General features: G+C 51.2%; 20 protein-coding genes. 9 read left to right on the forward strand and 11 right to left on the reverse strand.

All coding sequences use genetic code 11. The features are described from left to right. The first annotated feature begins 147 nt into the window (after positions 1-147). Positions 148-387 carry a hypothetical protein gene (locus MJ611_RS15445; RefSeq protein WP_250430948.1) on the forward strand — a complete coding sequence of 80 codons (240 nt, stop codon included), beginning with the start codon at positions 148-150 and terminating at the stop codon, positions 385-387. Between the two features lie 80 nt (positions 388-467). Here MJ611_RS15445 and MJ611_RS15450 read toward each other — a convergent pair whose 3' ends face one another. After that, positions 468-896 (reverse strand): STAS/SEC14 domain-containing protein, encoded by a 429-nt coding sequence (locus MJ611_RS15450; RefSeq protein ID WP_250430950.1) that lies wholly within the window; start codon positions 894-896, stop codon positions 468-470. A 105-nt stretch (positions 897-1,001) separates the two neighbouring features. After that, positions 1,002-3,440 (reverse strand): zinc-dependent metalloprotease, encoded by a 2,439-nt coding sequence (locus MJ611_RS15455; protein ID WP_250430952.1) that lies wholly within the window; start codon positions 3,438-3,440, stop codon positions 1,002-1,004. 664 nt (positions 3,441-4,104) lie between these two features. On the opposite strand from MJ611_RS15455, the gene MJ611_RS15460 reads away from it, so the two are divergent. From MJ611_RS15460 to MJ611_RS15475, 4 genes are all read left to right on the forward strand, one after another. After that, positions 4,105-4,617, forward strand: a complete 513-nt coding sequence (locus tag MJ611_RS15460) for a c-type cytochrome (RefSeq protein ID WP_250430954.1) — start codon at positions 4,105-4,107, stop codon at positions 4,615-4,617. 61 nt (positions 4,618-4,678) lie between these two features. Beyond that, positions 4,679-5,347: a 3-keto-disaccharide hydrolase gene (locus MJ611_RS15465; RefSeq protein WP_250430956.1), complete on the forward strand. Its 669-nt coding sequence runs from the start codon at positions 4,679-4,681 to the stop codon at positions 5,345-5,347. A gap of 16 nt (positions 5,348-5,363) precedes the next feature. Beyond that, positions 5,364-6,260, forward strand: a complete 897-nt coding sequence (locus MJ611_RS15470) for an SMP-30/gluconolactonase/LRE family protein (protein WP_250430958.1) — start codon at positions 5,364-5,366, stop codon at positions 6,258-6,260. A 106-nt stretch (positions 6,261-6,366) separates the two neighbouring features. Then, the gene (locus tag MJ611_RS15475; protein ID WP_250430959.1) at positions 6,367-7,410 is read left to right on the forward strand and encodes an NAD(P)-dependent alcohol dehydrogenase; all 1,044 of its coding nucleotides are present in this window, start codon (positions 6,367-6,369) and stop codon (positions 7,408-7,410) included. 66 nt (positions 7,411-7,476) lie between these two features. Here MJ611_RS15475 and MJ611_RS15480 read toward each other — a convergent pair whose 3' ends face one another. From MJ611_RS15480 to MJ611_RS15490, 3 genes are read right to left on the reverse strand one after another with little or no spacing between them, the layout of a single operon-like run. Continuing rightward, a complete protein-coding gene (locus MJ611_RS15480) occupies positions 7,477-8,106 on the reverse strand; it encodes an HD domain-containing protein (protein ID WP_250430961.1) in 630 nt (209 codons plus the stop codon). Between the two features lies 1 nt (position 8,107). Then, positions 8,108-9,475, reverse strand: coding sequence for an energy transducer TonB (locus tag MJ611_RS15485; RefSeq protein ID WP_250430963.1), 1,368 nt, complete (start codon positions 9,473-9,475; stop codon positions 8,108-8,110). Then, a complete protein-coding gene (locus MJ611_RS15490; RefSeq protein ID WP_250430965.1) occupies positions 9,462-10,061 on the reverse strand; it encodes an RNA polymerase sigma factor in 600 nt (199 codons plus the stop codon). The genes MJ611_RS15485 and MJ611_RS15490 overlap by 14 nt, the downstream gene beginning before the upstream one ends. A 101-nt stretch (positions 10,062-10,162) precedes the next feature. On the opposite strand from MJ611_RS15490, the gene MJ611_RS15495 reads away from it, so the two are divergent. Then, complete coding sequence (locus MJ611_RS15495; protein WP_250430966.1) at positions 10,163-12,052, forward strand: vWA domain-containing protein; 1,890 nt, start codon at positions 10,163-10,165, stop codon at positions 12,050-12,052. 348 nt (positions 12,053-12,400) lie between these two features. Here the strand turns inward: MJ611_RS15495 and MJ611_RS15500 are convergent, their stop codons facing one another. Continuing rightward, positions 12,401-13,021, reverse strand: a complete 621-nt coding sequence (locus MJ611_RS15500) for a class I SAM-dependent methyltransferase (RefSeq protein WP_250430968.1) — start codon at positions 13,019-13,021, stop codon at positions 12,401-12,403. Between the two features lie 122 nt (positions 13,022-13,143). Here MJ611_RS15500 and hutU point away from each other — a divergent pair, with 122 nt between their 5' ends. The 3 genes from hutU (at position 13,144) to hutG (ending at position 17,286) form a co-directional block, all read left to right on the forward strand. After that, positions 13,144-14,856, forward strand: a complete 1,713-nt coding sequence (gene hutU, locus MJ611_RS15505; protein ID WP_250430970.1) for a urocanate hydratase — start codon at positions 13,144-13,146, stop codon at positions 14,854-14,856. Positions 14,857-14,968: 112 nt separating this feature from the next. Then, complete coding sequence (hutI, locus tag MJ611_RS15510) at positions 14,969-16,216, forward strand: imidazolonepropionase (RefSeq protein ID WP_250430972.1); 1,248 nt, start codon at positions 14,969-14,971, stop codon at positions 16,214-16,216. A gap of 95 nt (positions 16,217-16,311) precedes the next feature. Next, complete coding sequence (gene hutG / locus MJ611_RS15515; RefSeq protein ID WP_250430974.1) at positions 16,312-17,286, forward strand: formimidoylglutamase; 975 nt, start codon at positions 16,312-16,314, stop codon at positions 17,284-17,286. Between the two features lie 67 nt (positions 17,287-17,353). Here the strand turns inward: hutG and MJ611_RS15520 are convergent, their stop codons facing one another. The 5 genes from MJ611_RS15520 to MJ611_RS15540 form a co-directional block, all read right to left on the reverse strand. Beyond that, on the reverse strand, positions 17,354-17,764 hold the full coding sequence (locus MJ611_RS15520) for a T9SS type A sorting domain-containing protein (RefSeq protein ID WP_250430976.1): 411 nt from the start codon (positions 17,762-17,764) through the stop codon (positions 17,354-17,356). Between the two features lie 150 nt (positions 17,765-17,914). Further along, entirely contained in the window at positions 17,915-18,835 is a 921-nt protein-coding gene (locus tag MJ611_RS15525) for a DUF1835 domain-containing protein (RefSeq protein WP_250430978.1), read from the reverse strand. Between the two features lie 100 nt (positions 18,836-18,935). Beyond that, positions 18,936-19,811 (reverse strand): SMP-30/gluconolactonase/LRE family protein, encoded by an 876-nt coding sequence (locus MJ611_RS15530; RefSeq protein WP_250430979.1) that lies wholly within the window; start codon positions 19,809-19,811, stop codon positions 18,936-18,938. Positions 19,812-19,865: 54 nt separating this feature from the next. After that, complete coding sequence (locus tag MJ611_RS15535; protein WP_250430981.1) at positions 19,866-20,978, reverse strand: AMP-binding protein; 1,113 nt, start codon at positions 20,976-20,978, stop codon at positions 19,866-19,868. A gap of 427 nt (positions 20,979-21,405) precedes the next feature. After that, positions 21,406-21,861 carry a DoxX family protein gene (locus tag MJ611_RS15540; RefSeq protein ID WP_250430983.1) on the reverse strand — a complete coding sequence of 152 codons (456 nt, stop codon included), beginning with the start codon at positions 21,859-21,861 and terminating at the stop codon, positions 21,406-21,408. Positions 21,862-22,391 lie beyond the last annotated feature (530 nt).

The raw sequence follows: 22,391 nt of genomic DNA on the forward strand, positions 1-22,391 counted from the left end.
TACTTACCAGTGAATGCACGTATAAAGCTGGCATAAGTAGGGCTGTTGTAAGTACTCATCCTTCCTGAACGGAAGTATGAAACTAATTTGCTGCTGTCAGCCTTATATAATGCCTGACATGAGGAGATACATATGCTGGAATATTCAATGTTTGAAAGGCTCCCGTTGCGGAGCCAGACAGATGCTTTAGCCAGGGACGGCATTATACTTGCCCGGCGCAGGTATAACAACTGGACCGTTACCCTCTATACTTTGAACAACGCATTTGTGGAGCTTTGGACAGGGAAGGAGATAGAAGTTGTCAGTACCTTCAAAAAGTCGGCGAATGCGGTTGCTATTTTAGAACCCTACGTAGCTGATATGGATGTGCAGGATTTCCTTAACTGAATAGAAACGAAATAATCTTACTTATATAAACACGTGTGCCCCTGTCGGAAATGGCAGGGGCACACGTGTTTTGGGTACTGCTATACTTTGTTTAAACTACTCGTTAGCGAGTATTGACGCAGCCAGTCTTCGGCCTTTCCTTTGTCATCAAACACCTCTACTGTAAAAGCTTTGATGTTAGAGTAGAATTTTGAAGCAGTAGACCCTCCGAATGTTTCAGGTGTCGTGATCATGGCAAAGTTCTTCAAACCAGCCCTGGCTGCGCGTGGGCCCCAGTCATTCAGAACCCAGTCCAGGGAATGGTCCCAGCCTCCGATGATCAGACGGGTATCGTTCAGCACACAATGATGGCCAGACTTTGCCAGGGCATTTGCATAGGCTATTGCTCCTGTTTTGATGTTATCTTCCGTCAGATAACCCATCCAGTTCACATATACCCATTTGTTCTTTGCATCTACTTCAATTGTCAGATAAACTCTTCCGAAGGGATTCCTCAGCTCCTGTTTCATATGATATTGGTAAACGAAAGTGCAAAAATAATCAATAATCTTTTTCTACGGAACTGCTAGCTAAACAGAAATTAACAGGGCTTTACATGATTTGCCTTGTCTGTACTACTCACACCCGAAAATACCATCCCCGATCGGAGCTCCGGGCGGAAGATCAAGCACCTTCGTTGGCACGATCTCCTCCGGCTTCTCTATTCTTGCCAGCGTAAATGCTAAATGGGCTTTATAGTTGTCGTCGCGGGTACGTTTTGCCTGGCTGGTGGCATGGCGCTTAATATCTGCGATGGCAGCAGTAGCAACGGCACGTGCTCCATAAGAGGCATTTGGGTTTTGAGCCAGCGCCAGCAGGTGCGTAAGCACTACCTGTTCGGTTTGCAGCTGTACTTGTGCAGCAAGTCCGTTTTCACGACGTCCTTTCCAGGTGTTTTCAATCAGCTGGTTAGTTACATCCTGCAGGCTGAGGCTGTTGCTACGGGCACCCAGTTCCACAAGGCGGGATGCGCGCTCCGGGTGCAGCAGGAACGAAACCGTAAAGTCGGCAGAGGCCTGAGCTGCGGCCAGCGGATCGAAGGTAAGGCCGGTGCGCTTTGCAAAAAGCTCGCGGCTGTTGCGCAAGCCCGGGGCACGCGGCGGGATCAGGGTGATGATATTTTCGGGTAACGTCAGCACCTCCGGAGAAAGGGTTCTGAGCATAGCGTCGAGGGCTTTCTGCTGCTCTTTTTTATCCAGCACCTCCGTTACAAGTTGCTTGTCGCCGCGCACGGCATAGGTATAGTTTACGCCGCCTACCAGTTTGGCAGCTGCTTCGGTCTGGTAGCGATGGTAGTTGTAGATCGGAACGAGTACATCTTCCAGCGTACTCATGGCAGCACCCGGTTTGATGTTTTTTTCAGAGAAGTTCTGCAGTGCCTTTTTACGAACGTCCAGCACATGCAGCAGCTCTTCGGTAGCGTTGGCTCCATTGTCCCAGAGGTGGGCGGTAGGGTGGGCGCCACCCGGTGAGCGGGCGTCGCGGTCGGAGATAAAGGTCAGCCCGTTTGCTCTGCCCTGTGCCAGCAACTCATCCAGCGCTTTCTTCTCGTTGGTGCCTTTCGGGAAATCCTGGTAGCCATAGGTAACAGCCAGCTTGTCCCAATCCCCGATTCCGGTGCCGTAGGCCTTGCTCAGGTCTATCTTGCCGGCACGATCCAGCTGCACCTGCGGGTGCGGGTAGTCCATTACCGAAGCATTGTTGTTGGCGGCATAGTTGTGCATGATGCCCAGTGTGTGGCCCAGCTCGTGTGCCGACAGCTGACGGATGCGAGCAAGTGCCATGTCCATCATGGCTTTGTTTACCGGTTTGCCGTCTTCGTAAGGTGCCAGTAACCCTTCAGCAATCATGTAGTCCTGGCGTACGCGCAGTGAGCCCAACGACACATGGCCTTTGATGATCTCGCCGGTGCGTGGGTCCTGCACCGATGCTCCATAAGACCAGCCACGGGTGCTGCGGTGTACCCATTGTATCATGTTGTAGCGGATGTCCATCGGATCTGCTGAATCAGGCAGAACTTCTACGCGGAAGGCGTCTTTGTAGCCGGCTGCTTCGAAGGCCTGGTTCCACCAGCGGGCTCCGTCCAGCAGGGCTGTGCGGATCGGTTCCGGTGCACCGTTATCTACATAGTACACGATCGGTTTTACAGCTTCGGATACTTTGGCCGAAGGGTTCTTTTTCTGCAGGCGGTGGCGCGCGATGTAGCGTTTTTCAATGTCTTCGCCTACCGGAGTGGCATAATCGAAATAGGAGATGCCGAAGTAGCCGGCACGCGGATCTGCCTCGCGTGGAGTATAGTTGTTGTCAGGCAACTCGATAAACGAGTGGTGCTGACGCAGCGTGAGTGCCTGCACATCCGGGGCTACTTCACGCACAAAGCCACCCGCATCCTCGCCGCCTGTAAAGGTGAGTGTCGACTCGAATTCGGTATTTTTCGGGAAGTTTTTGGTGCGTGGTAAGTATAAAGCCGAGCGACTGGCATCCAGTTTATAGCTGCCTTGTCTGGTGCGCTTTATACTTCCAACTACGTCGTGGGCATCGCGAAGCAGGAAATCTGTCGCATCAACCAGTACGGCGTCGTCGTCAGCAGCCTCTGTTTTAAAGCCCCAGAGTATGGATTTGGCAAAAGACTCTTCCACGGCTCTGCGCTCGTTCGCATTATCGCTGATGGCTCGGTAGTCAAGGTTTGGCTGTACCAGCATGATCTTCGGTCCGATCTTCTGAAATGATACGATCCGTTGCCCACCCAGCTGGCCGCGGTCCAGGCCAATGTCGTTGGAGCCAAGCCCGCCCGGCAGCGAGTTCACATACAGGAAATCCTTGTTAAAGCGGTCGATCTCAAGCCAGATCTTGCCGTTGTTTTCGTCCCAGTAAAAAGTGAAATAACCGGGATACTTTTTCATGCCTGCCGTTTTAGAGGCGATGGAAGGAAGTTTCTGTGCAAAGGCTGCAGTTGTTGACAAGAGGGGGATCAACAGCAGCAACCAGAGCTTACTGGTAAAGGGTGATTTCATGTTTTAGTAAAGCGTTTGGTTTAAAGGTGAAGTAAGATAAGGATTTAGTATATCTTTTAGTATGATAGGGAAAAATCTATACTTATAGCTGAGGTTTATACTCTATGCTAACAAGCCTTCGCTATCGTGGCTGCCTGTATTCCTCAGTCTTGTACACTTATATTTTCATAGTTAGTAATGGTGCGCTCAGAGCCGCGGGGCCTCGTCCTCGGGTATCGCGCTGTCTAGCTTTCCTTTGCTACCCTTCGGTCGCAATGCCCTGGCGGGCACCGGAAACCCAGAAGGCGCTCAACCCAAGGACTGGAAATGACACGGCTTCGTTAGCGGCTATGCAACTATAGCCAAGTCCCCCTTTGAAGGGGGTAGGGGGATGACCTGCAGCAGCTATGAAACTTATACTTGAAGTATATCAACAACAGAACTCCCCGCCTTAGACAAGGAGGGGTTAGGGGTGGTTGGACAATAGCAACGATGAAACTTATACTTACAAGGAGGCAAAGACGTAAATTCCCCTCCCGGGAGGGGTGCAGGGGTGGGTTCATACGTTAGCAATAAAACAGAGCCCCCACCGAAGTACCTGTCGAAAGAAACCTAAAAAGATATAGTCAGTACATACTGTTTTATCGTTCTAAAGCACAGATGTTCATCAAACCAAAGTATAACAATGAAAAAGATACTGACTGTACTTACCGCCTGCGCAGTACTAACGGCATGTAGTGAAAAAAAATCGGAGTACGACAAATACTACGAAGATGATTATCAGCCGGATACTACGGCCACTGCCGCTGCAAGACCTGCCCCTGCTACACCTGCTACGCCTGCACCCAAGGATAATACAGCTGTAGCCAAAAGCGATACTGCTGAAACAGGAGCAACTGCCGGAGGCGCAGCTGCTGGTAAAGAAGCCTTGGCCGGAAAGTATGAAAAAGGAGAAAAACTCATCGCCATGTCGGATTGCCTGACTTGCCATAAGGATGATCAGCGGGTAGTAGGTCCGTCTTATGTTGAAGTAGCTCAGAAATACGAGTTTAACGACAAGAACATCGACTACCTGGCAGGTAAAATCATTAAAGGTGGTGCCGGTGTATGGGGCCAGGTGCCTATGTCGCCGCACCCGGACCTGAAAAAGGAAGACGCGGAGGAAATGGCCAGATACGTGCTTTCACTGAGAAAATAATGAGTAACAAGGCAGCAAACGCTGCCTTGTTTGTTTAGTGTCAGCACCAATAGCTTATACGTTGAATACAGACAAAGATCAAAAACAAGCGCCTGCTAAAGCAGGGAACGAATGGGTGGCTCTTTTCGATGGAAAGACTACCACAGGTTGGCACAGCTATGGCCGGAAAACAGTGGCAAGTGCCTGGAAAGTAGAATATGGTGTGCTTCATCTTGCGGCCGATTCCAAAGCGTATGGCGAAGACAGCGGGGACCTGGTAACAGATGAGAGCTTTGAAGACTTCCATCTGAAGCTGGAGTGGAAAGTTGCCCCGGGCGGCAACAGCGGCATACTTTTTTACGTGCAGGACCAGCCCGATAAGTATGACCGCAGCTGGAAGACAGGGCCTGAAATGCAACTGCTCGACAACGAACGCCATCCGGACGCTAAAATACCAAACCGAAAAGCGGGCGATCTGTATGACCTGCTGGCAGGTGCTCCGGACAACGCAAATCCGGCAGGCGAATGGAACCAGACAGAAATCATCTGCGATAAGGGCAGGCTACAGTTTTACCAGAACGGAGAGAATATCCTCACCACTACCCTGTGGGATGAGCACTGGAAAAATTTGATTGCGCACAGTAAGTTCAGGGATTATCCTGATTTCGGCACTTTCCGATTGGGTAAGATCGTGCTGCAGGACCACCGCGACGAAGTATGGTTCCGTAATATCCAGGTTAAAAAACTATAAGTATACCACGCAACTTATGAGCCATACACCGCGAACTATCGAAGCAACACTTGTACTCGATGCCAAAGCAACCCTGGGCGAGGGCGCTCTGTGGCACCCATCCGAAAAGGTGCTGTACTGGATTGACATTGAAGGCAGAAAGCTCCACATTTTCAATCCTCCGACAAAAGAAGACAAAGAGTTGACGGTGAGGGAGCGAATCGGCACCGTAGTACCTGTGGCGGGTGGCGGAGCGCTGGTGGCGCTGCAGAACGGTATTCATAAGATCGATACCACTACCGGTGATCTTACCTTTATTACAAACCCGATCAAGGAAAAAGACATTCGCTTTAACGACGGCAAATGCGACCCTGCCGGCAGGTTCTGGGTAGGCACCATGGCGCTGGATACCCGGAAAGGCGCCGCCGTACTTTACCGGATGGAAGCTGATAAAAGAATAGAACAGGTGCTGGATAATTTAACCATTGCGAATGGCATTGTGTGGACGAAGGATAAAAAGCAAATGTACTTTACCGACACCCGCACCCAGCAGGTGCAGGCTTTTGATTACAACAACGAGACAGGAATGATAAGCAACGGCCGCGTCGTGATCGAGGTGCCGAAGTCGGAGGGCTCGCCCGATGGCATGACCATTGATGCGGAAGACAAGCTTTGGATTGCGCTGCACAAGGGGGGAGCGGTTGGCTGCTGGGACCCGGAAACCAGCGAACTTCTTACAAAAGTAACCGTGCCGGCCCCGCAAACTACTTCCTGTGCTTTCGGAGGAGAGGATCTGGATACGCTCTACATCACCACGGCCCGGGAAGGGCTTGACGAGAAACAACTGCAGCAATATCCCGGAAGCGGAGGTATATTTGCCGTAAAGCCAGGAGCCAAAGGAGTGCCTGCTTCCTTTTTCAAAGGCAACGTTTAAATTGCAAGTATAGATCCGACACCAGCCGATGCCGAGCCGGAAGTATAGCGTTAACCAAACGCCCTAGTGCACGTTCAACTTAATTCAACATATTACCAAAGAAACTATGATACCAGCTAAAGCTTATGCAGCATTTGATCCTACCAGTCCGCTGGGGCCGTTTAATTTCGAGCGCCGCGAGGTGGGAGAGCATGATGTGCTGATCGATATTAAATACTGTGGCGTTTGCCACTCGGACCTGCACCAGGTGCGCGACGAATGGGGCGGGGCCATGTACCCGCTGGTGCCGGGCCACGAAATTGTCGGGGTGGTAAGCCAGGTGGGTAGCAAAGTAACCAAGTTTAAGGAAGGTGACCTGGCCGGTGTCGGCTGCTTCGTAGACTCCTGCCGCGAGTGCGACAGCTGCAAGGAAGGCCTGGAGCAGTACTGCGAAGTACACAACGTGGGCACCTACAACAGCTACGAGCGCGACAACAAAACCATCACCTACGGCGGGTACTCTTCTAAAATTGTAGTAGACGAAAACTATACCCTGAAAGTACCGGAGAACCTGGACCTGGCGCGTGTGGCGCCGCTGCTGTGCGCGGGCATAACCACCTATTCCCCAATCATGCAGTGGAAGATCGGTAAGGGACACCGCGTAGGTATCGTGGGTTTGGGTGGTTTGGGCCACATGGCGGTTAAGATTGCCGCTGCCAAAGGTGCCGATGTAACGGTGCTGAGCACCTCGCCAAACAAAAAGCAGGATGCCATGGACCTAGGCGCACATAACTTTGCCGTAACCAAAGACGAGGCTACCCTGAAGCAACTGCGCAACTCCTTCGACTTCATCATCGATACGGTGTCGGCCCCGCACGACTACAATTTATACTTGTCGATGCTGAAGCGCGACGGCACGATGATCCTGCTGGGTGCACCGCCGGAGCCATCTACTGTGGCAGGCTTCAGCCTGATCGCGCGCCGCAAGCGCCTGGCCGGTTCCATGATCGGTGGTATTCCGGAAACACAGGAAATGCTGGATTTCTGTGCCGAGCATAACATCATGTCCGATATCGAGCTAATCCCGATGGAGGAGATCAACACGGCTTATGAGCGCATGTTGCGCAGCGATGTGAAATACCGGTTTGTGATCGATATGGCAAGCTTGTAGCAAGTATAACGTATAAAAACAGAGCGGCCTCTGCCATAATAGCAGAGGCCGCTCTGTTTTTATACGTTACTTCAGGCTTTCGAGCTCCCGCAGCAAATTCTGTCTGGCCTGCTCTTCAAATTGTTGCTGAAAGGCAGGGGTTTTGTAAATGTGTGATTGCTGCAGGAAGTGTTGCAGCACTTTCCTACGGCCAGGCTTGTAGATCAGGTCCGGATAAATGCTATACTCTTTGCGCACGTTCTGGCTGTAGGCGTCGTACTGTGCTTTGACGGCACCAAGTATAGCCAGGTCCAGGTCGAGCAGCAGGTTAATAATTGTTTCAGAATGCAGTTGATGTGCTTTGGTAGCCAGAATCATTTCCTTTACCAGCACAATATCTTCAGACGGCAAACAACCTATTTTGGTTAGACGCTTTTCTGACAATTCAGCGCTTTTCTCCTCGTTGTCGGAGCGGGTAGAGCTGTACACTACATCGTGGTAAAAAATGGCGAAAAGCAGGAGATCATGCTGTTGAGAGTCGTCGTTATACTCAGCAGCAAGTTCCAGCATGTAGGCCAGGTGTTCCAATGTATGATAGTGCCTGCCTGTGGAAGTATACGCCTGCGCTAGTTCCTCCCAAAGTTGCCTGACAATGGCTAGATCCGAAGTATACTTAGAGCAGAGTGCTTCCCATTCTTGTTTTACGTTTACAGGCATCTTACTTCTTGCTGTTAGGGTTGAATCGGACTACAATTTTCACCTGCTGTTCTACCTTCTTGCCGTTGCTAATGGCAGGTTCCCAGCTGGGACCCTGGCTTACTAAGCGCAGTGCTTCTTCGTCGCAGCTAGGGCAGAGGCTCTTGATCACCTGCAGGTTTTGCAGGGTGCCTGTTGGCGAAACGGTAGCCTGCACCACCACACGCCCTTTTTCAGAAGCAGAAGTATAGCGAATGTTTTCTTCCAGGTACTTTCTATAGGCTTTGGCACTTACAGCTAGTTTGGCAGCTACTACTACCGGAGGCTGGGTTGGAGCAGTACGTTTGCCATTGCCAGTCACCACCACTTCGCTTAAGGAGCTCGTGTTTTCCTGCAGGTTTACCGTCAGGTGCTGGGTGCCGGTGCTAATGGTTTTTTCCTCCCGTTCGAACCCGATGTAGCTGAAGGCTAGTGTGGCTTTCTCTATGGGCAGGTTAAGTGTGAAATTCCCTTGTGCATCGGTGGCTACGCCCGTGCTGGTCCCCTTGATGGTAACCGCCACGCCTGGCAAAGGCCGCCCGTCCGACGAAAGCACCTGGCCCTGCACCTGCTTCATGGCAACCGAGTTTGCGCTTTTCAATTTTATGCCAGCTGCTCTGCCTTCTAAGGCTTTGGCAACAGAAGAGCTTTCCGGTACCAGTGCATTTCGGTCTTGGAAAGCGATCGATCCTGCTGCTTCTGTTACAGGGGCAGACTGGGCAACAGCAGGCGTTTCAGGAAGTATAATTTCTGCTTCACTCTCTGGATGCTCAGCATCCGAAACGATCTCTTCCTGTTCCTGAACCCGTATCTGCGGAGGTACAAAAGGTAGTTTTTTGCGACGGGTAGTATGGGGTGTAGTAGTAACTATGGTTTGTCTTACCGTGTCCGGCACCGCATCGGCCATACTTTCAGGAGCGGATACGGCAGGTGCCTCCGCCAAGTCCATTGATTCCTGAATGACTCTATCTGAATCAGAAGCTATACTTTGTTCCTGCTGCCTGATCTCCTTGTAGTTGTAATAAAACACCAGCAGGGTAGAGCAGAGCACCAGGAATAAGGCCGCTGCCACACGCCAGTCGGTTAAGTACAGGGGCAAAGGCTTGCGCTTTTTCTTTCTTGTTCTAGCTGCAATGTGCTGATTTATGTGCCGCAGGGCCGATCGTGTTTTACCCGCATCCGAAACAACCAAGCCCTCCAGTACATCCGTGCACAGGTCGCAATCCAGCAGGTGGCGCTCCAGCTGGTGGCTCAGGGCATCGGGCAAGGCGTCCTCCTGGTACTGCCGCAGCAGTTCCGTGGAAGGATGATCTTCGCGATCCCAAAGTATGTGTAGGTTATCTTGGCTCATGGTGTTTCTCCATGTATAGTTTCAGGTTTCGCTTCCCGTTCTGGATATAGCTTTTCACCTTGTTTAGATCACAACCTGTCAGGGTACTTATCTCTTTATAACTCTTCTGCTGCAGGTAAAACAACTCGATGCACTGGCGCTGTTCCGCTGGCAGCTCCTGCAAAGCCAGTTGCAAGGTTTGTTCCGTTTTTTCTGCCTGTTCTGCCTCCGTAAGATGCATGGGCTCCGGGTTTTCCATAAAGAGAAGTGTATTATCTTCCAAAGCTATACTTGGCTTTTTCCTGTTGGCGCGCAGCAGCATCAGGCAGTGGTTTTTGGCTGTGATGTGCAGCCAGCTTTTGAAGTTGTTTACCTCGTGCACCAGCAGGGCCTTGGCAATGTGCTCGAAGAGCTGCATGGTGGCGTCTTTGCTGTCGTCCTCGTCCTTCAGGTATTTGAGGCACACCAGGTAGACCATTTCGGAGTGTCGCTGAAACAACTCGCCCAGGTGCGCCAGCTCGCCAGTCTGTCTGTACAGGCGCAGCAGCTCCTGATCATCAGGAGGCGGCTTACCGTTGGAGAAGAGCTTGAGGAAGAAAGGCAGCATGGGTTTATACTTGGCTGCCTAAAGAAAAGAAAAATTTTTCTGAAAATTTTATGGAATCTGTGTGGAGGCGGCATCATCTGAGAAACCTAAACACGAAAGCCATGAAAAAACACATCTACATGCTGCTGGCCCTGCTGCTGATGGGGCTCCACACGTCTGCCCAGGGACGCATGATTTCCGGAACCGTTACCGATGCCAGCACCGGAAATGTGCTACCCGGGGTAACGGTGCTGCTGAAAGGTACCACTACAGGCACCAGCACCGACCAACAGGGCAAGTACAGCATCAGCGTGCCCGACAACAACACGATCCTGGTGTTCCGATACATCGGTTATACTTCCAAAGAGGTAAAAGTAGGGAAGAAGAAACAGCTGGATGTGAAGCTGGTGCAGGACCTGAGAACCTTAGAGGAGGTGGTTGTGACCAGGAATAGTACGCAGCGGGGGCTGGCAGGCAAAGTGGCAGGAGTCCGGAGCAGCAGAAAGAGCGAGCAAATCGTAACAGAAATGGCACTATATGCTCCCCCTGCTATAGCTTATGATATGGAGGTGATGCCGCAGCATAACACCGAGAACTATAACTACATCAAAGAAAGTACCTTTCAGGATGCGCAGAAAACACCGCTTTCTACTTTCTCCATCGACGTGGACAATGCATCTTATAGCAACGTGCGCCGCTTCCTGAACCAGGGCGCGAAGCCGCCGGTAGATGCAGTTAGAATAGAAGAAATGATCAACTACTTTAGCTATGATTACCCGCAGCCTACCGGCGATGCCCCTTTTTCAGTGAGCACTGAACTGTCGGAATGTCCCTGGAACAAAGAGAACCAGTTGCTGCACATCGGCCTACAGGGCAAGAACATTGCAACGGATAACCTGCCTGCTTCCAACCTGGTGTATCTGCTTGATGTATCCGGTTCCATGAGCTCGCCCGATAAATTGCCCTTGGTGAAAGCAGGTTTTAAACTGCTGGTAGACCAGTTGCGCCCCCAGGACAAAGTAGCCATTGTGGTGTATGCCGGTGCGGCCGGGTTGGTGTTGCCCGCTACTTCTGGCAAAGACAAGCCGAAGATTCTGCAGGCGATCGATAACCTGGAAGCTGGAGGTTCAACAGCGGGTGGTGAAGGAATAAAACTGGCCTACAAAGTGGCTCGGGAGAATTTTGTAAAAGGCGGTAACAACCGCGTTATACTTGCCTCTGACGGAGACTTTAACGTGGGCGTGAGCAGCGACAGCGAACTGCAGCGGCTGATAGAGGAGAAGCGGGAGACGGGCGTTTTCCTGACAGTGCTGGGTTTTGGTTCGGGCAACCTGAAAGACTCGCGCATGGAGCAGCTGGCTAACAAAGGCAACGGCAACTATGCCTATGTTGACAATATTCTGGAGGCGAAGAAAGTGTTTGTGAACGAGTTCGGCGGCACGCTCTTCACCATCGCCAAAGACGTGAAGCTGCAATTGGAGTTTAACCCGGCCAAAGTGAAAGCCTACCGCCTGATCGGCTACGAAAACCGTGCTCTGGAAGACAAAGATTTTAACAACGATAAAAAAGATGCAGGTGACATGGGAGCAGGTCATACCGTAACAGCACTCTACGAGATCGTGCCTGTTGGCGCTAACTCAGCTACGCAGGCCGGCAAAGTAGACGAGCTGAAATACCAGAAAACACAACTCGAGGCAAAGGCTAAAAACACAAACGAAATACTCACGATGAAGCTGCGCTACAAAGCACCGGATGGCAACACGAGTAAGCTCATAACTACTACTGTTTCGGACAAAGCTGTAGCTGCTGATAAAACCTCTGATAACTTCCGTTTCTCGGCAGCCGTTGCCGCCTGCGGCATGCTGCTCCGCGACTCCGAATTCAAAGGCAACGCTTCCTTCCCAATGGTACTGGAACTGGCAAAAGGCGCCCGCGGCAAAGACGAAGAAGGTTACCGGATCGAGTTCATCAACCTGGTTAAGTCGATGAGTTTACTGAATGAGAGAAGGTGACCTCTCCCTGCCCCCTTCAAAGGGGGACTTGGTTTCAGTTGCATAGCCGTCAGCTAAGCAGTGTCGTTTCCAGTCCTTGGGTTGAGCGCCTTCTGGGTTTCCGGTGCCCGTTAGGGCATTGCGACCGAAGGGTAGCAAAGGAAAGCTAGACAGCGCGATGCCCGAGGACGAGGCCCCGCGGCCGTGAGCGCACCAAAGTATAAAATGAAACTATAGGCAAGTAAGACTAAGGAAGACAGGCAGCTACAATAGCAAAGTCTTGCTGGCATAAAGTACAAGAGTCAGCAACGAAGCAAAAGACAATTAAAGTGTTAAAACCATCTTCTGCCTTAAAAGAGCAGAATATGGTTACTTCCTCACTACCCACGTCGTCATACTTCGTTCCTGCTCTACCAGCACCGTTTTGAGCGGCTCCAGCCTTTCTGCACCCAACTGTTGCTCCAGATCCAAAATCAACGCTTCATCTGCCAGGAACCAGACCGGGCCGTGCGACATCCGGTAAAATCGTCCCTCCAACTGTTGAAGTTTTCCTTCCAGGCCAATAGTGGTGCTGAAGCGGCAGAACAACATGCCGCCTGGTTTCAGTACCCGCCACAGCTCCTGCACCATACTTCTAAAATGGAATTCGCTTCGGGCAAAATGCAACACCGCGCTGCAAAGCACCACGTCAAACTCCTCGTCAGCAAAAGGCAGTTGCTCGAGATCGGCTTGCACAAAGTTGCGTGCTGGTAGGGTTGGAGCAAGTTCTTTAGCTAACTGTTGCACCCGATCTATAGCTTCTGTTGAGGCATCGACCCCGTATACTTTTATTTCCGCCTGCATTAGGTATTGTATGTTCCGACCATAGCCACAGCCGGCGTCCAGCAGTTTCATGCCTTTCTGTATCCGGCCTTTCAGGAGCTGGTCGAACAGGTAAATATCGATGTCGCCAAACTGAGCTTTGAGGGATGTAATGGGCAGGTGGAACATAGCGTTTATACTTTAGAAGTGGATCTGGCGGAAAAGTCAGCAGGCTAAATTATGCATGATTTTCCTATCCTTTTTCCTTTATTTTTAGGAATATTGAACAGGATTATACGATAAAACAAACTATGAATAGCACACCAGAAACCGCAACTGCCGTTCGCTCTAAACTATCCGTGAGCGAATTCATCGAGAAATACGCCAACCACCCGGTTTACATTCCGCCCCGCGGAACGGAGTTACATGCTAAAAACTGGCAGTCAGAGGCTGCCCTGCGCATGTTCCTCAACAACCTGACCGATGAAGTGGCCGAAGATCCGAAGCGTCTGGTGGTGTACGGTGGCATCGGGCAGGCTGCCCGCACCCCGGAAGATGCCCGCAAAATCATTGAAGTGCTGCTGAACCTGGAGGAAGACGAGAGTTTGCTGGTGCAATCGGGTAAGCCGGTAGGCAAAGTGCGCACGCATGCCGAAGCGCCGCGTGTGCTTATCGCCAACTCTAACCTGGTGCCGCATTGGGCAACCTGGGAGCACTTTAACGAACTGCGCGCGCGCGGCCTGATGATGTATGGACAGATGACCGCCGGCAGCTGGATCTACATCGGTACGCAGGGTATACTTCAGGGAACGTACGAGACCTTTGCTGCCTGCGGCAGAATCCACTTTAACGGCGACCTGCGCCACAAGCTGCTGGTAACAGGTGGCTTAGGCGGTATGGGAGGCGCGCAGCCACTGGCTGCTACCATTGCCGGTGCAACCTTCCTGGGTGTTGACGTGGATCCGGAGCGCATCAAAAAGCGCCTCGACACCCGTTACATCGACAAAATGACCTACGACTACGAAGAGGCAAAGCGCTGGGCACTGGAGGCCAAGGAGAAAGGCGAGGCGATCTCGATTGGTTTGGTAGGCGACATCGGCGATGTGCTGGAACGCCTGATACAAGACAACATCACACCGGAGATCCTAACCGACCAAACCTCTGCCCACGACCCGATCAACGGCTATGTACCAAACGGCCTGACGCTGGAAGAAGCAAAAGCATTGCGCGAAAGCGATCCGCAGGAATATAAAGCGCGTTCCTTAACAAGTATGGCCCGCCATGTGGGCTTTATGCTGGAGCTGCAGCGCCGTGGCAGCCGCACCTTCGATTATGGCAACAACCTGCGTGAGTTTGCGCAGCAGGGAGGCGAACCGAATGCCTTCAACATACCGGGTTTTGTTCCGGAGTATATGCGTCCGCTGTTCTGTGAGGGTAAAGGTCCTTTCCGCTGGGCAGCTTTGTCAGGCGATCCGGAGGATATCCGCGTGACCGATGAGGCGCTGAAAGAGCTCTTCCCGGAGAACAAACACATGATAAACTGGCTGGAGCAGGCCGAAGAGAAGGTAGCTTTCCAGGGATTGCCGTGCCGTATCTGCTGGCTGGGCATGGGCGAGCGCGAAAAAGCAGGCTTGCTGTTCAACCAGCTCGTACGCGATGGCAAAGTCAAAGCGCCGATCGTAATTGGTCGCGACCACCTCGACTGCGGTTCTGTGGCTTCGCCGTACCGTGAGACCGAAGGAATGAAAGATGGCTCGGACGCTGTATCGGATTGGCCATTGCTGAACCTGATGTCGAACACAGCCGGTGGTGCTACCTGGGTATCGTTCCACCACGGGGGCGGGGTAGGCATTGGCTATTCGCAGCATGCCGGTATGGTAATACTGGCCGATGGCACCGACCGTGCTGAGCGCTGTCTGCGCCGCGTGCTGCACAACGACCCGGCTATGGGTATTTTCCGCCATGCCGATGCCGGCTACGAAACAGCTCAGGAGAATGCCGAGAAGTTCGGACTGAAACTCTAGATCCTATAGCTATGGTTATAAAAGATGGAAGTATAGCAGGTTTATACTTCCATCTTTTTTCTCTATAATGGTACTATGAAATGCCTTTAACTTGCCTTAACCGACTGAAACTATGAAACCTAGAGAAACTGATCATACGCTGATTGGTCCCTTCAGCCAGGTGGTGACCATGGCCGGTCTGCCTGAGAACGGACCTATACCTGACGAAGCCCTGCAGGTACTGGAAAATGCCGGTGTGATGGTGCTGAACGGAGCTATTACGCAGGTAGGCGATTATAATACACTATTGCAGGTAGCTCAGGACGGAGGGTACAAACTACAAAAGATAGAACAGCCGATGGTGCTGCTGCCGGGGCTGATCGATGCGCATACGCATATTTGTTTTGCCGGCTCCCGCGCCAACGACTACGCCATGCGCGTGGCCGGAAAATCATACTTAGAAATTGCCCGCAGTGGCGGCGGTATACTGGATAGCGTGCGCAAAACACGCGAAGCAACGGCTGTAGAACTGGTCGATCTGCTCAGGAAACGCTGCGACCGGCATTTGCGCGAGGGTGTTACAACCTGCGAAGTAAAAAGCGGCTATGGCCTGACAGTGGAGGATGAGCTGAAAATGCTTGAAGCGATCAGCTTAGTGAACAAGCACCACGCCCTCGACCTGGTGCCCACCTGCCTGGCCGCTCACATGCGTCCGCCGGAGTTTACCGATTCGCAGGTATACCTGCAGTGTATTCTCACAGAGCTGCTGCCACAGGTAAAAGAGCTGGAACTGGCAAACCGTGTAGATATCTTTATTGAAGATACCGCTTTTAACGAAGAAGAAGCACTGGAGTACCTGCTGGCTGCAAAGGAGCTTGGCTTTGATATCACAGTACATGCCGATCAGTTCAGTACCGATGGGAGTAAAGTAGCTGCAGAAGTGGGGGCTGTAAGTGCCGATCACCTGGAGGCCAGTGGCGATGAAGAGATCACTTTATTAAAAGAAGCAGGTGTGATAGCTACCGTATTGCCAGGGGCGTCCTTAGGTTTAGGCATGCATTATGCGCCTGCCCGCAGGATGCTGGACGGTGGCCTTTGCCTAGCCATAGCTACCGACTGGAACCCGGGTTCTGCCCCGATGGGCGATCTGTTGCTGCAGGCGGCCATACTTGGCGCCGCAGAAAAGTTAACGACAGCCGAAACCCTTGCTGCCATTACGACTCGTGCCGCACGTGCATTGAATCTTTCGGACCGGGGGAGGCTGGCAAAAGGTATGGTAGCAGATATGATCGCTTTCCCGATAAACAACTACAAAGAGATTTTATACTTCCAGGGAAAGCTGAAGCCAGCTATAGTTTGGAAGCATGGAGAGCAAGTATAATGCATTCGCTATTGGTCGTAATTGCTTGTCTCTTTCTAAAGGAGACAACTACTTACTCAGATAACCAAAACTAATAATCAGCAACTAACAATCAAATGTATAAACCCACCGTGGCCGGATCCTGGAAAGGACGTGTAGATGTGCATGACGGCGAAGAAGGTAAACGCTGGCACCAGGGCATAAACCTGCTTAACCTTACTGAGGCAGTTGAACCCGCTGATGCAGCCCAGCCGATTGCTTTCCTTGGATTTTGCTGCGACGAAGGCGTGCGCCGCAACCAGGGCAGGGAAGGAGCGGTAGAAGGCCCTGCAGCCCTGCGGCAGGCCATGGCCTCATTTGCGTGGCATCTGGACGACGAGGTGATGTTGTTTGATGCCGGCGATGTTTACTGTACCAACCAGAACCTGGAAGAGGCGCAAAAGCAACTGGGCAGGAAAGTACAGGCATTGCTCTCCAATACCTACAAAACCATCATACTCGGGGGCGGGCACGAGACGGCTTATGGACATTTCCTGGGTATAAAACAGGCGCTTCCGGCTGGGCAGCGGTTGGGTATCATCAACTTCGATGCCCATTTCGATTTGCGAAGCTATACACAGCAAAGTAGCTCGGGTACGCCTTTCCTGCAAATAGCAGATGATCTGGCAGCTGATGGTGCAGCCTTCAACTACCTGTGCCTGGGCATACAACAAGCCAGCAATACACAAAAGCTTTTTAATACAGCCGAAGCCTGCGGTGCAGATTACGTTTTCGCGCCGGCCATGCAGGTGTACAATTTTGACGCACTGCGCGAGCGCCTGCAGCAATTTATGGATCAGGTGGATGTGTTGTATGTGAGTATCGACATGGATGTTTTTGCGGCAGCTTATGCACCGGGTGTAAGTGCCCCTGCGGCGTTAGGCGTACATCCGGACATGGTCATGCTGTTGCTCCAGGAGATCATCGGGAGCGGCAAATTACTGACGCTTGATGTAGTGGAGCTTAACCCCAAGCTGGATATTGATAACCGCACGGCTAAGCTGGGAGCCGCCTTGTTGTACCATGTAGTGCAGCAGTGGAGCCAGGTATAAAGTAGAAAACCAGTGGCTTTGCGCAAAATCAGGCAAAGCCACTGGCTTATGATAGCTTTTGTTTGTTTTATCTGCCGATCTTGAATTTGGTCCAGTAGGTAGTGTCGGAGGTTTTCACTTCAATCAGGTACGTATCCGGCCGCAATTTACCAACGTCGAAACGCCAGGCCTTGTCGCTCTTGGCCGCAGCTATGGGCTTGTTGTACACCATCTGTCCGGCAGTATTGGTGATCTCAAGCATGGCGTTTTCTTTCAGCACCTGGGAGAAGTCCAGCTGAAAGGTTCCCTTTTTAGTTGGCTTCAGGTTGATACCTGAAAGTGTCTCCAGGTTTGTTGCTGTATCTGCAGCGATCAGCACATGCTCCCGCTGCTGCGAAGCGACGTTGTCTTTGGTGTTCTGCGCATTGGCAAAAAAGGTAAAAGCAGCCAACGAAAGGGTAAGAGCAGTGTGCAGTGCATACTTTTTTGTCGTCTCCATAAACTCTTCTCAGTTAAAAGTATAAGTGTAAATCTGCTACTGCATTTTTGAGGCCAATTTTTATAAACGCAACAGTTTTTGTCTTTAAAATTATTTAAGCTGCTCAGTATAATAAAGTTAAATGGTAAGTTGCAGCTTGTTGTTACACAGCTAGCCGTGTGTTGCCTGTAATTTTCCCGCTTGCCTGTTGTAGCAGAACATACCGGTGCCATTCAGGTTAACGCCGCCCAGCCATTGCTCTGCAGGTAACGATAGTTCAGCCTTTTTCGTCTGCTGCAGCACTTCCCGCCCATACTCGGTTAGTTGTAAAGGTTCGCCTTTAGTTACAAGTTGGGGCTGCAGTTGGCTAAGGATGACCTGCAGCTGCCAGTCGCCGAAACCGTAGCCGGGCTTCTGGTGCCAGAAGGCCTGCATCAGTTCCATCTCTGTAGCTGCGCCATCCTGAATTAACTGTAGTAAAAGCTGCTGCGGATAACCCAGGCCGGTACGGCAATCAGGAAAACGTTGGAGATGTAAATGCAGGGCATTTTTGAGGAAAGGAAGAAGTATGGTTTTTTCAGTCAGGTACTGCTGCAGCAACAGCGGATCGGCACCAGCATAAAGTTTCCATAACTCCTGCGCCTGCTGGAGTTGCTCTGGGTGGAGCTGCAAACGCTTCTGGTATACTTGCGTTAGTTTATCGGGCCGCAGCAGGCCAATCGATTCACTTGCCTCCACATGGCACATGAATATTTTCTTAAACTCTAACTGTTGCAGCTTGCTTAACAGGTAGAGCTGGTTTACCTGGCAGGTGAGGTCCGCATCAAACCACAATACTATTTCAGTGGTTTTGGGCGTCTGCTCCAGCTTTTGCAGCTCTTCGAGTACTTTCTGTCTGTATCCTTCGGGTGTTTCCCGGAATGTAGAGGTGATGTGCTGAAGGCGCTGCTGCCAGAATCCGGCTTCCGGTAAGGCATACGATACAGGACCATCTACCAGAATTTCACGCCATACCAGCACCTGGCCTGCAATGCCGGCTGCTTTAAAAGCGGGCAGGGAGGCATCGCCATTTAGTATATGCAGCTGTTCCATTGTTGCTGGGAGGTATCAGCAGTATACTTTATACTGCTTAGATAAAACGAAGGCAGCTATACTTCCGGGTATTGCTGCCTTCGTTTTAATTATGATCCACTTAGAAACTGACCGTATAGGCAACCACGCGGTTATCATGGAAGGTGGGCACGTACAGCAGTTTTTGTTCTTCGGAGTAGCTGATGTCGGCGGCATTTACTTTTTTGCCTTTGGTGTCAAGTACTTTCCATTTGCGTCCTTCCTCGTTCAGGTAGTATACTTCGCCTTCCCATCCGGATACGAAATAGCCGCCGTTGCCGGTGCTTGCAATGCCATCCGCATACTTGATGTGGTCAGCCCAGTCCGAAAAATTTTTGTTTTCTGTATTGATGCGACGCACATTGCCACTGCTCATAAAAGCTATAAGCAGACGATCCTTATCATAAAGCAGGCCGTTAGGAGTTTCGCGTCGGGTATTATCAAGCCAAGTGGTTACGCGGCCGTTGCGGAGGTGGTAGATGCGTTTTTTGCCCGAGTCGGAGACATACACATTGCCCTCGCCATCGACAGTCACATCGTTCAGCACTTCTGCTTTGTCGGCTTTATACTTGCCCAGAACAGCGCCCGTTTCCACGGCAATGGCAACAATTTCGTCCAGATCGGCTACGTACAGCACGTTGTTGTGCAGGGCCATCCCTTTCGGATCGTTCAAACCGGATACCCAGTAGAGGTTCTCAATTTTTCCGTCCGGCGAAAGCTTGGAAATAAAGCCGTCTCCGTCTTTCTTTTCCTTGTTGCTGCTGTTGATGTTGCTCACATAAAGCACGTTACGCTGCTTGTCGTGCAGCACGGATTCGGGCGTGCGCAAGGTGATGTCGCTGGCCCATGCCTGCTTCAGTTCAACAGGCGCTTTTGCAGTGAAAAGGCCGCTGCTGCAACCGTACAACCCTGCTGCAATCAGGCAGGTAAGGGTGGTGTGAAGTATAGTTTTCATCATGTCGATCAGAAATTTATACCTACTACGGGTGCAGCAGCTAACCGTTCTGCCAGTTTATAATGTTTCGAGGCCCAATTTCTGTAAGGTGCGTTGCCTGGAGATCTTACCGGTAGCTGTTTCGGAGAACGAAGCAGCATAGTAGGTTTCTTTCGGCATTTCAAATTTCCTGAGCAAAGCACGAAGCTTTTCCTGGAAGGCTAGTTCTGCTTCGTCGGTCATTTTTTCTCCTTCCAGTACCAGCACGATCTTTTCGCCTAACAGCTCATCGGGTTGTGCCGCCACAAAAAAGCGCGGCGGGTTATCCATATCTGCTAGTGCTTCGGATATGGCCACCTCAACTTTCTCGGTCTGCACCTTTACGCCGCCTGTGTTGATGGTATTGTCTACGCGGCCGATCCAGCGGAAGCGGGTAGGGGTGAGCAGCTCTACCAAATCGTTGGTTACAATGCGCTCGTTGTTGGTCACATCGCCCTGTATGGTAAGGCAGCCCCGGTGGTCCTGACCGATCTCAACGCCCTGCAATACCTCGTAATAATCAGCAGCTTTGGGGCCGTTGAGCAGGCGCAGCGCCACGTGCGATGCCGTTTCCGTCATGCCATAGGTATGGTAAACAGGTACATCCAGCAGCAGGATGTCGCGCTGAAGCGTAAACCCAACGGGGGCGCCACCCACCAGTATTGCTTTCATGTGGTTAAGTATGGTAGCAGCTTCCGGGGTTTCCTGCAGAATTGTCTGCAGTTGCATGGGTACAAACGAAGCGAAGTCGATTTTCTGACCTTCGGGCGCCAACGTAAGCGGGTTAGAGATCGGTTCTACAATGATCATTTCGAGCTCTGCCATAAAACCGCGAACCAGCATCATCATACCGGCAATGTACTCGGTGTTCAGGCAGATGAGTGTACTGTCGCCCGGTTGCAGGTGCAGCAGTTTGATGGTGCGGGCGGCGCTTGCCTCCAGTTGTTTTCTGGTCAGGCTTATGTGTTTTGGCGCACCCGTAGAGCCGGATGTCTGGATCGGGAATTCCTGAACGCCGTTCAGCCAGTTACGGCAAAATTCGAGTGTTTTGGCCTCGTACCCGTTCAGCGGGATGCTGTTGCGGAAGGAGTACGAAGAAATCTCGTCGTAATAAAACTTTTTACCGTTGAGTAGGAGAAACTTTTCAGCCATTGATCTACTATGTTAAGCGCTTTCCGGCTCTAAACCGAAGAGCGATGTGTATACTTTAAGATGAGGCCCAACCATTTTGGATATGCCCGAACGCAAAAATGGCGTAAACTTCCTTTTAAAACAAAAAGAGCAGTCAGTGAGTTGGCCTCATCTACCTGCTCTACTTTTATCAGCCCTCTATAGTTTATACTTTCTGGTATAAGGCTGATGATGAATGGCGATTTTTTTACGGGAGCTTAGGATATTTTGAAAAGGATAGCTATGCTTTTTAAGGAGAGGTATTTTGCCTCTTCAGGCTTGTATTGAAGCAGTTTGTGTCATAAGCCGGTTGCTGCATGCCGCACTTACTGTAAAGGAGAAAGCAAAGTATAGCCTGCAGGTAACTTTCGGCACCTGAAACACTGGGCGATGAGAGACTTTCAGCTGCTTAGTACAGCCAGTCGCGTTTAGGCTTGCGGATCAGCCGGTCTACAGAAAAGCGGCCGGATCCCCATACCAGAAAGAAAAGCAGCAGGATCAGCACGATAATGGAAGACCAAAGCTCCGTGTTCTCCGAATAAAAACCTCTTTGGGGATTGATAAAGAAAACTGCTCCAATCAAGATCGGCAACTGAAACAGAATGGCCACCCGGGTTAATAATCCCATCGCAATGAGAAGGCCGCCTACCAGGTGTGCGAAAGCAACGTAGTGCGCCATGCCAAAGGAAACCCATTCGAACTGGCTGTTACGCATAATGTGCTGAAGCGCCTGCGTATCCTGTATGAACATGATGCCTTTTGCAAAAATGTATACGCCCAGGGCTATGCGTATGAAGTCAATCCAGATAGGATGGTGGGTATCTGCCCAACGCTCCACGCGGTGCATGTCGTGTGTCAGGTTCATAATATTAGGGATTTAGATGAAACATCTTGACTTACAGTTTATTAAACGTTTATCGCAGAGAATAGGGCATGTAGGGAGGGTTGGATTTTAAGGGATCTTTCTAGTGTAAAACTACCTGTTTTATTGTCCTTTCGAACTGAAGTGAGAAATCTGATACTTATAGCTGAGGTTTATACTTTGAGCCGGCAAGCCTTTGCTTCGTAGCCACTGCTGTTCCTCAGTCCTACTAACCTATACTTTCATTTTATACTCTGGTGCGCGCACGGCCGCGGGGCCTCGTCCTTGGGCATCGCGATGGGAGCTTTTCCTTTGCTCCTGCGTCACAATATCGCTGGCGCGATACCGGAAAAACTCACATAGGCGCTCAACCCAAGGACTGAAAACGACACTGCTTCGTAAGCGGTTATGGAACTAGAACCATTGTAGGGACAGGTCGTGACCTGTCCGTGCTATACCTGCAGCTATGAAACCTATACTTTCAAGTCTAGCAAAAGCCAGTAAAGCTCCCCTCCTTAGACTAGCGAGAACGC

It is taken from the genome of Pontibacter ruber (assembly GCF_023630205.1).
GTDB lineage: Bacteria > Bacteroidota > Bacteroidia > Cytophagales > Hymenobacteraceae > Pontibacter > Pontibacter ruber.

What these genes read in the sequence shown, in the direction of transcription:
- MJ611_RS15455 (WP_250430952.1), bottom strand. Translation starts at nt 3,440, where the DNA reads ATGAAATCACCCTTTACCAGTAAGCTCTGGTTGCTGCTGTTGATCCCC.
- MJ611_RS15445 (WP_250430948.1), top strand. Translation starts at nt 148, where the DNA reads ATGTTTGAAAGGCTCCCGTTGCGGAGCCAGACAGATGCTTTAGCCAGG.
- MJ611_RS15480 (WP_250430961.1), bottom strand. Translation starts at nt 8,106, where the DNA reads ATGCCTGTAAACGTAAAACAAGAATGGGAAGCACTCTGCTCTAAGTAT.
- hutU (WP_250430970.1), top strand. Translation starts at nt 13,144, where the DNA reads ATGAATAGCACACCAGAAACCGCAACTGCCGTTCGCTCTAAACTATCC.
- MJ611_RS15475 (WP_250430959.1), top strand. Translation starts at nt 6,367, where the DNA reads ATGATACCAGCTAAAGCTTATGCAGCATTTGATCCTACCAGTCCGCTG.
- MJ611_RS15485 (WP_250430963.1), bottom strand. Translation starts at nt 9,475, where the DNA reads ATGAGCCAAGATAACCTACACATACTTTGGGATCGCGAAGATCATCCT.
- hutG (WP_250430974.1), top strand. Translation starts at nt 16,312, where the DNA reads ATGTATAAACCCACCGTGGCCGGATCCTGGAAAGGACGTGTAGATGTG.
- MJ611_RS15460 (WP_250430954.1), top strand. Translation starts at nt 4,105, where the DNA reads ATGAAAAAGATACTGACTGTACTTACCGCCTGCGCAGTACTAACGGCA.
- MJ611_RS15535 (WP_250430981.1), bottom strand. Translation starts at nt 20,978, where the DNA reads ATGGCTGAAAAGTTTCTCCTACTCAACGGTAAAAAGTTTTATTACGAC.
- MJ611_RS15525 (WP_250430978.1), bottom strand. Translation starts at nt 18,835, where the DNA reads ATGGAACAGCTGCATATACTAAATGGCGATGCCTCCCTGCCCGCTTTT.
- MJ611_RS15520 (WP_250430976.1), bottom strand. Translation starts at nt 17,764, where the DNA reads ATGGAGACGACAAAAAAGTATGCACTGCACACTGCTCTTACCCTTTCG.
- MJ611_RS15500 (WP_250430968.1), bottom strand. Translation starts at nt 13,021, where the DNA reads ATGTTCCACCTGCCCATTACATCCCTCAAAGCTCAGTTTGGCGACATC.
- MJ611_RS15490 (WP_250430965.1), bottom strand. Translation starts at nt 10,061, where the DNA reads ATGCTGCCTTTCTTCCTCAAGCTCTTCTCCAACGGTAAGCCGCCTCCT.
- hutI (WP_250430972.1), top strand. Translation starts at nt 14,969, where the DNA reads ATGAAACCTAGAGAAACTGATCATACGCTGATTGGTCCCTTCAGCCAG.
- MJ611_RS15450 (WP_250430950.1), bottom strand. Translation starts at nt 896, where the DNA reads ATGAAACAGGAGCTGAGGAATCCCTTCGGAAGAGTTTATCTGACAATT.
- MJ611_RS15540 (WP_250430983.1), bottom strand. Translation starts at nt 21,861, where the DNA reads ATGAACCTGACACACGACATGCACCGCGTGGAGCGTTGGGCAGATACC.
- MJ611_RS15470 (WP_250430958.1), top strand. Translation starts at nt 5,364, where the DNA reads ATGAGCCATACACCGCGAACTATCGAAGCAACACTTGTACTCGATGCC.
- MJ611_RS15530 (WP_250430979.1), bottom strand. Translation starts at nt 19,811, where the DNA reads ATGATGAAAACTATACTTCACACCACCCTTACCTGCCTGATTGCAGCA.
- MJ611_RS15495 (WP_250430966.1), top strand. Translation starts at nt 10,163, where the DNA reads ATGAAAAAACACATCTACATGCTGCTGGCCCTGCTGCTGATGGGGCTC.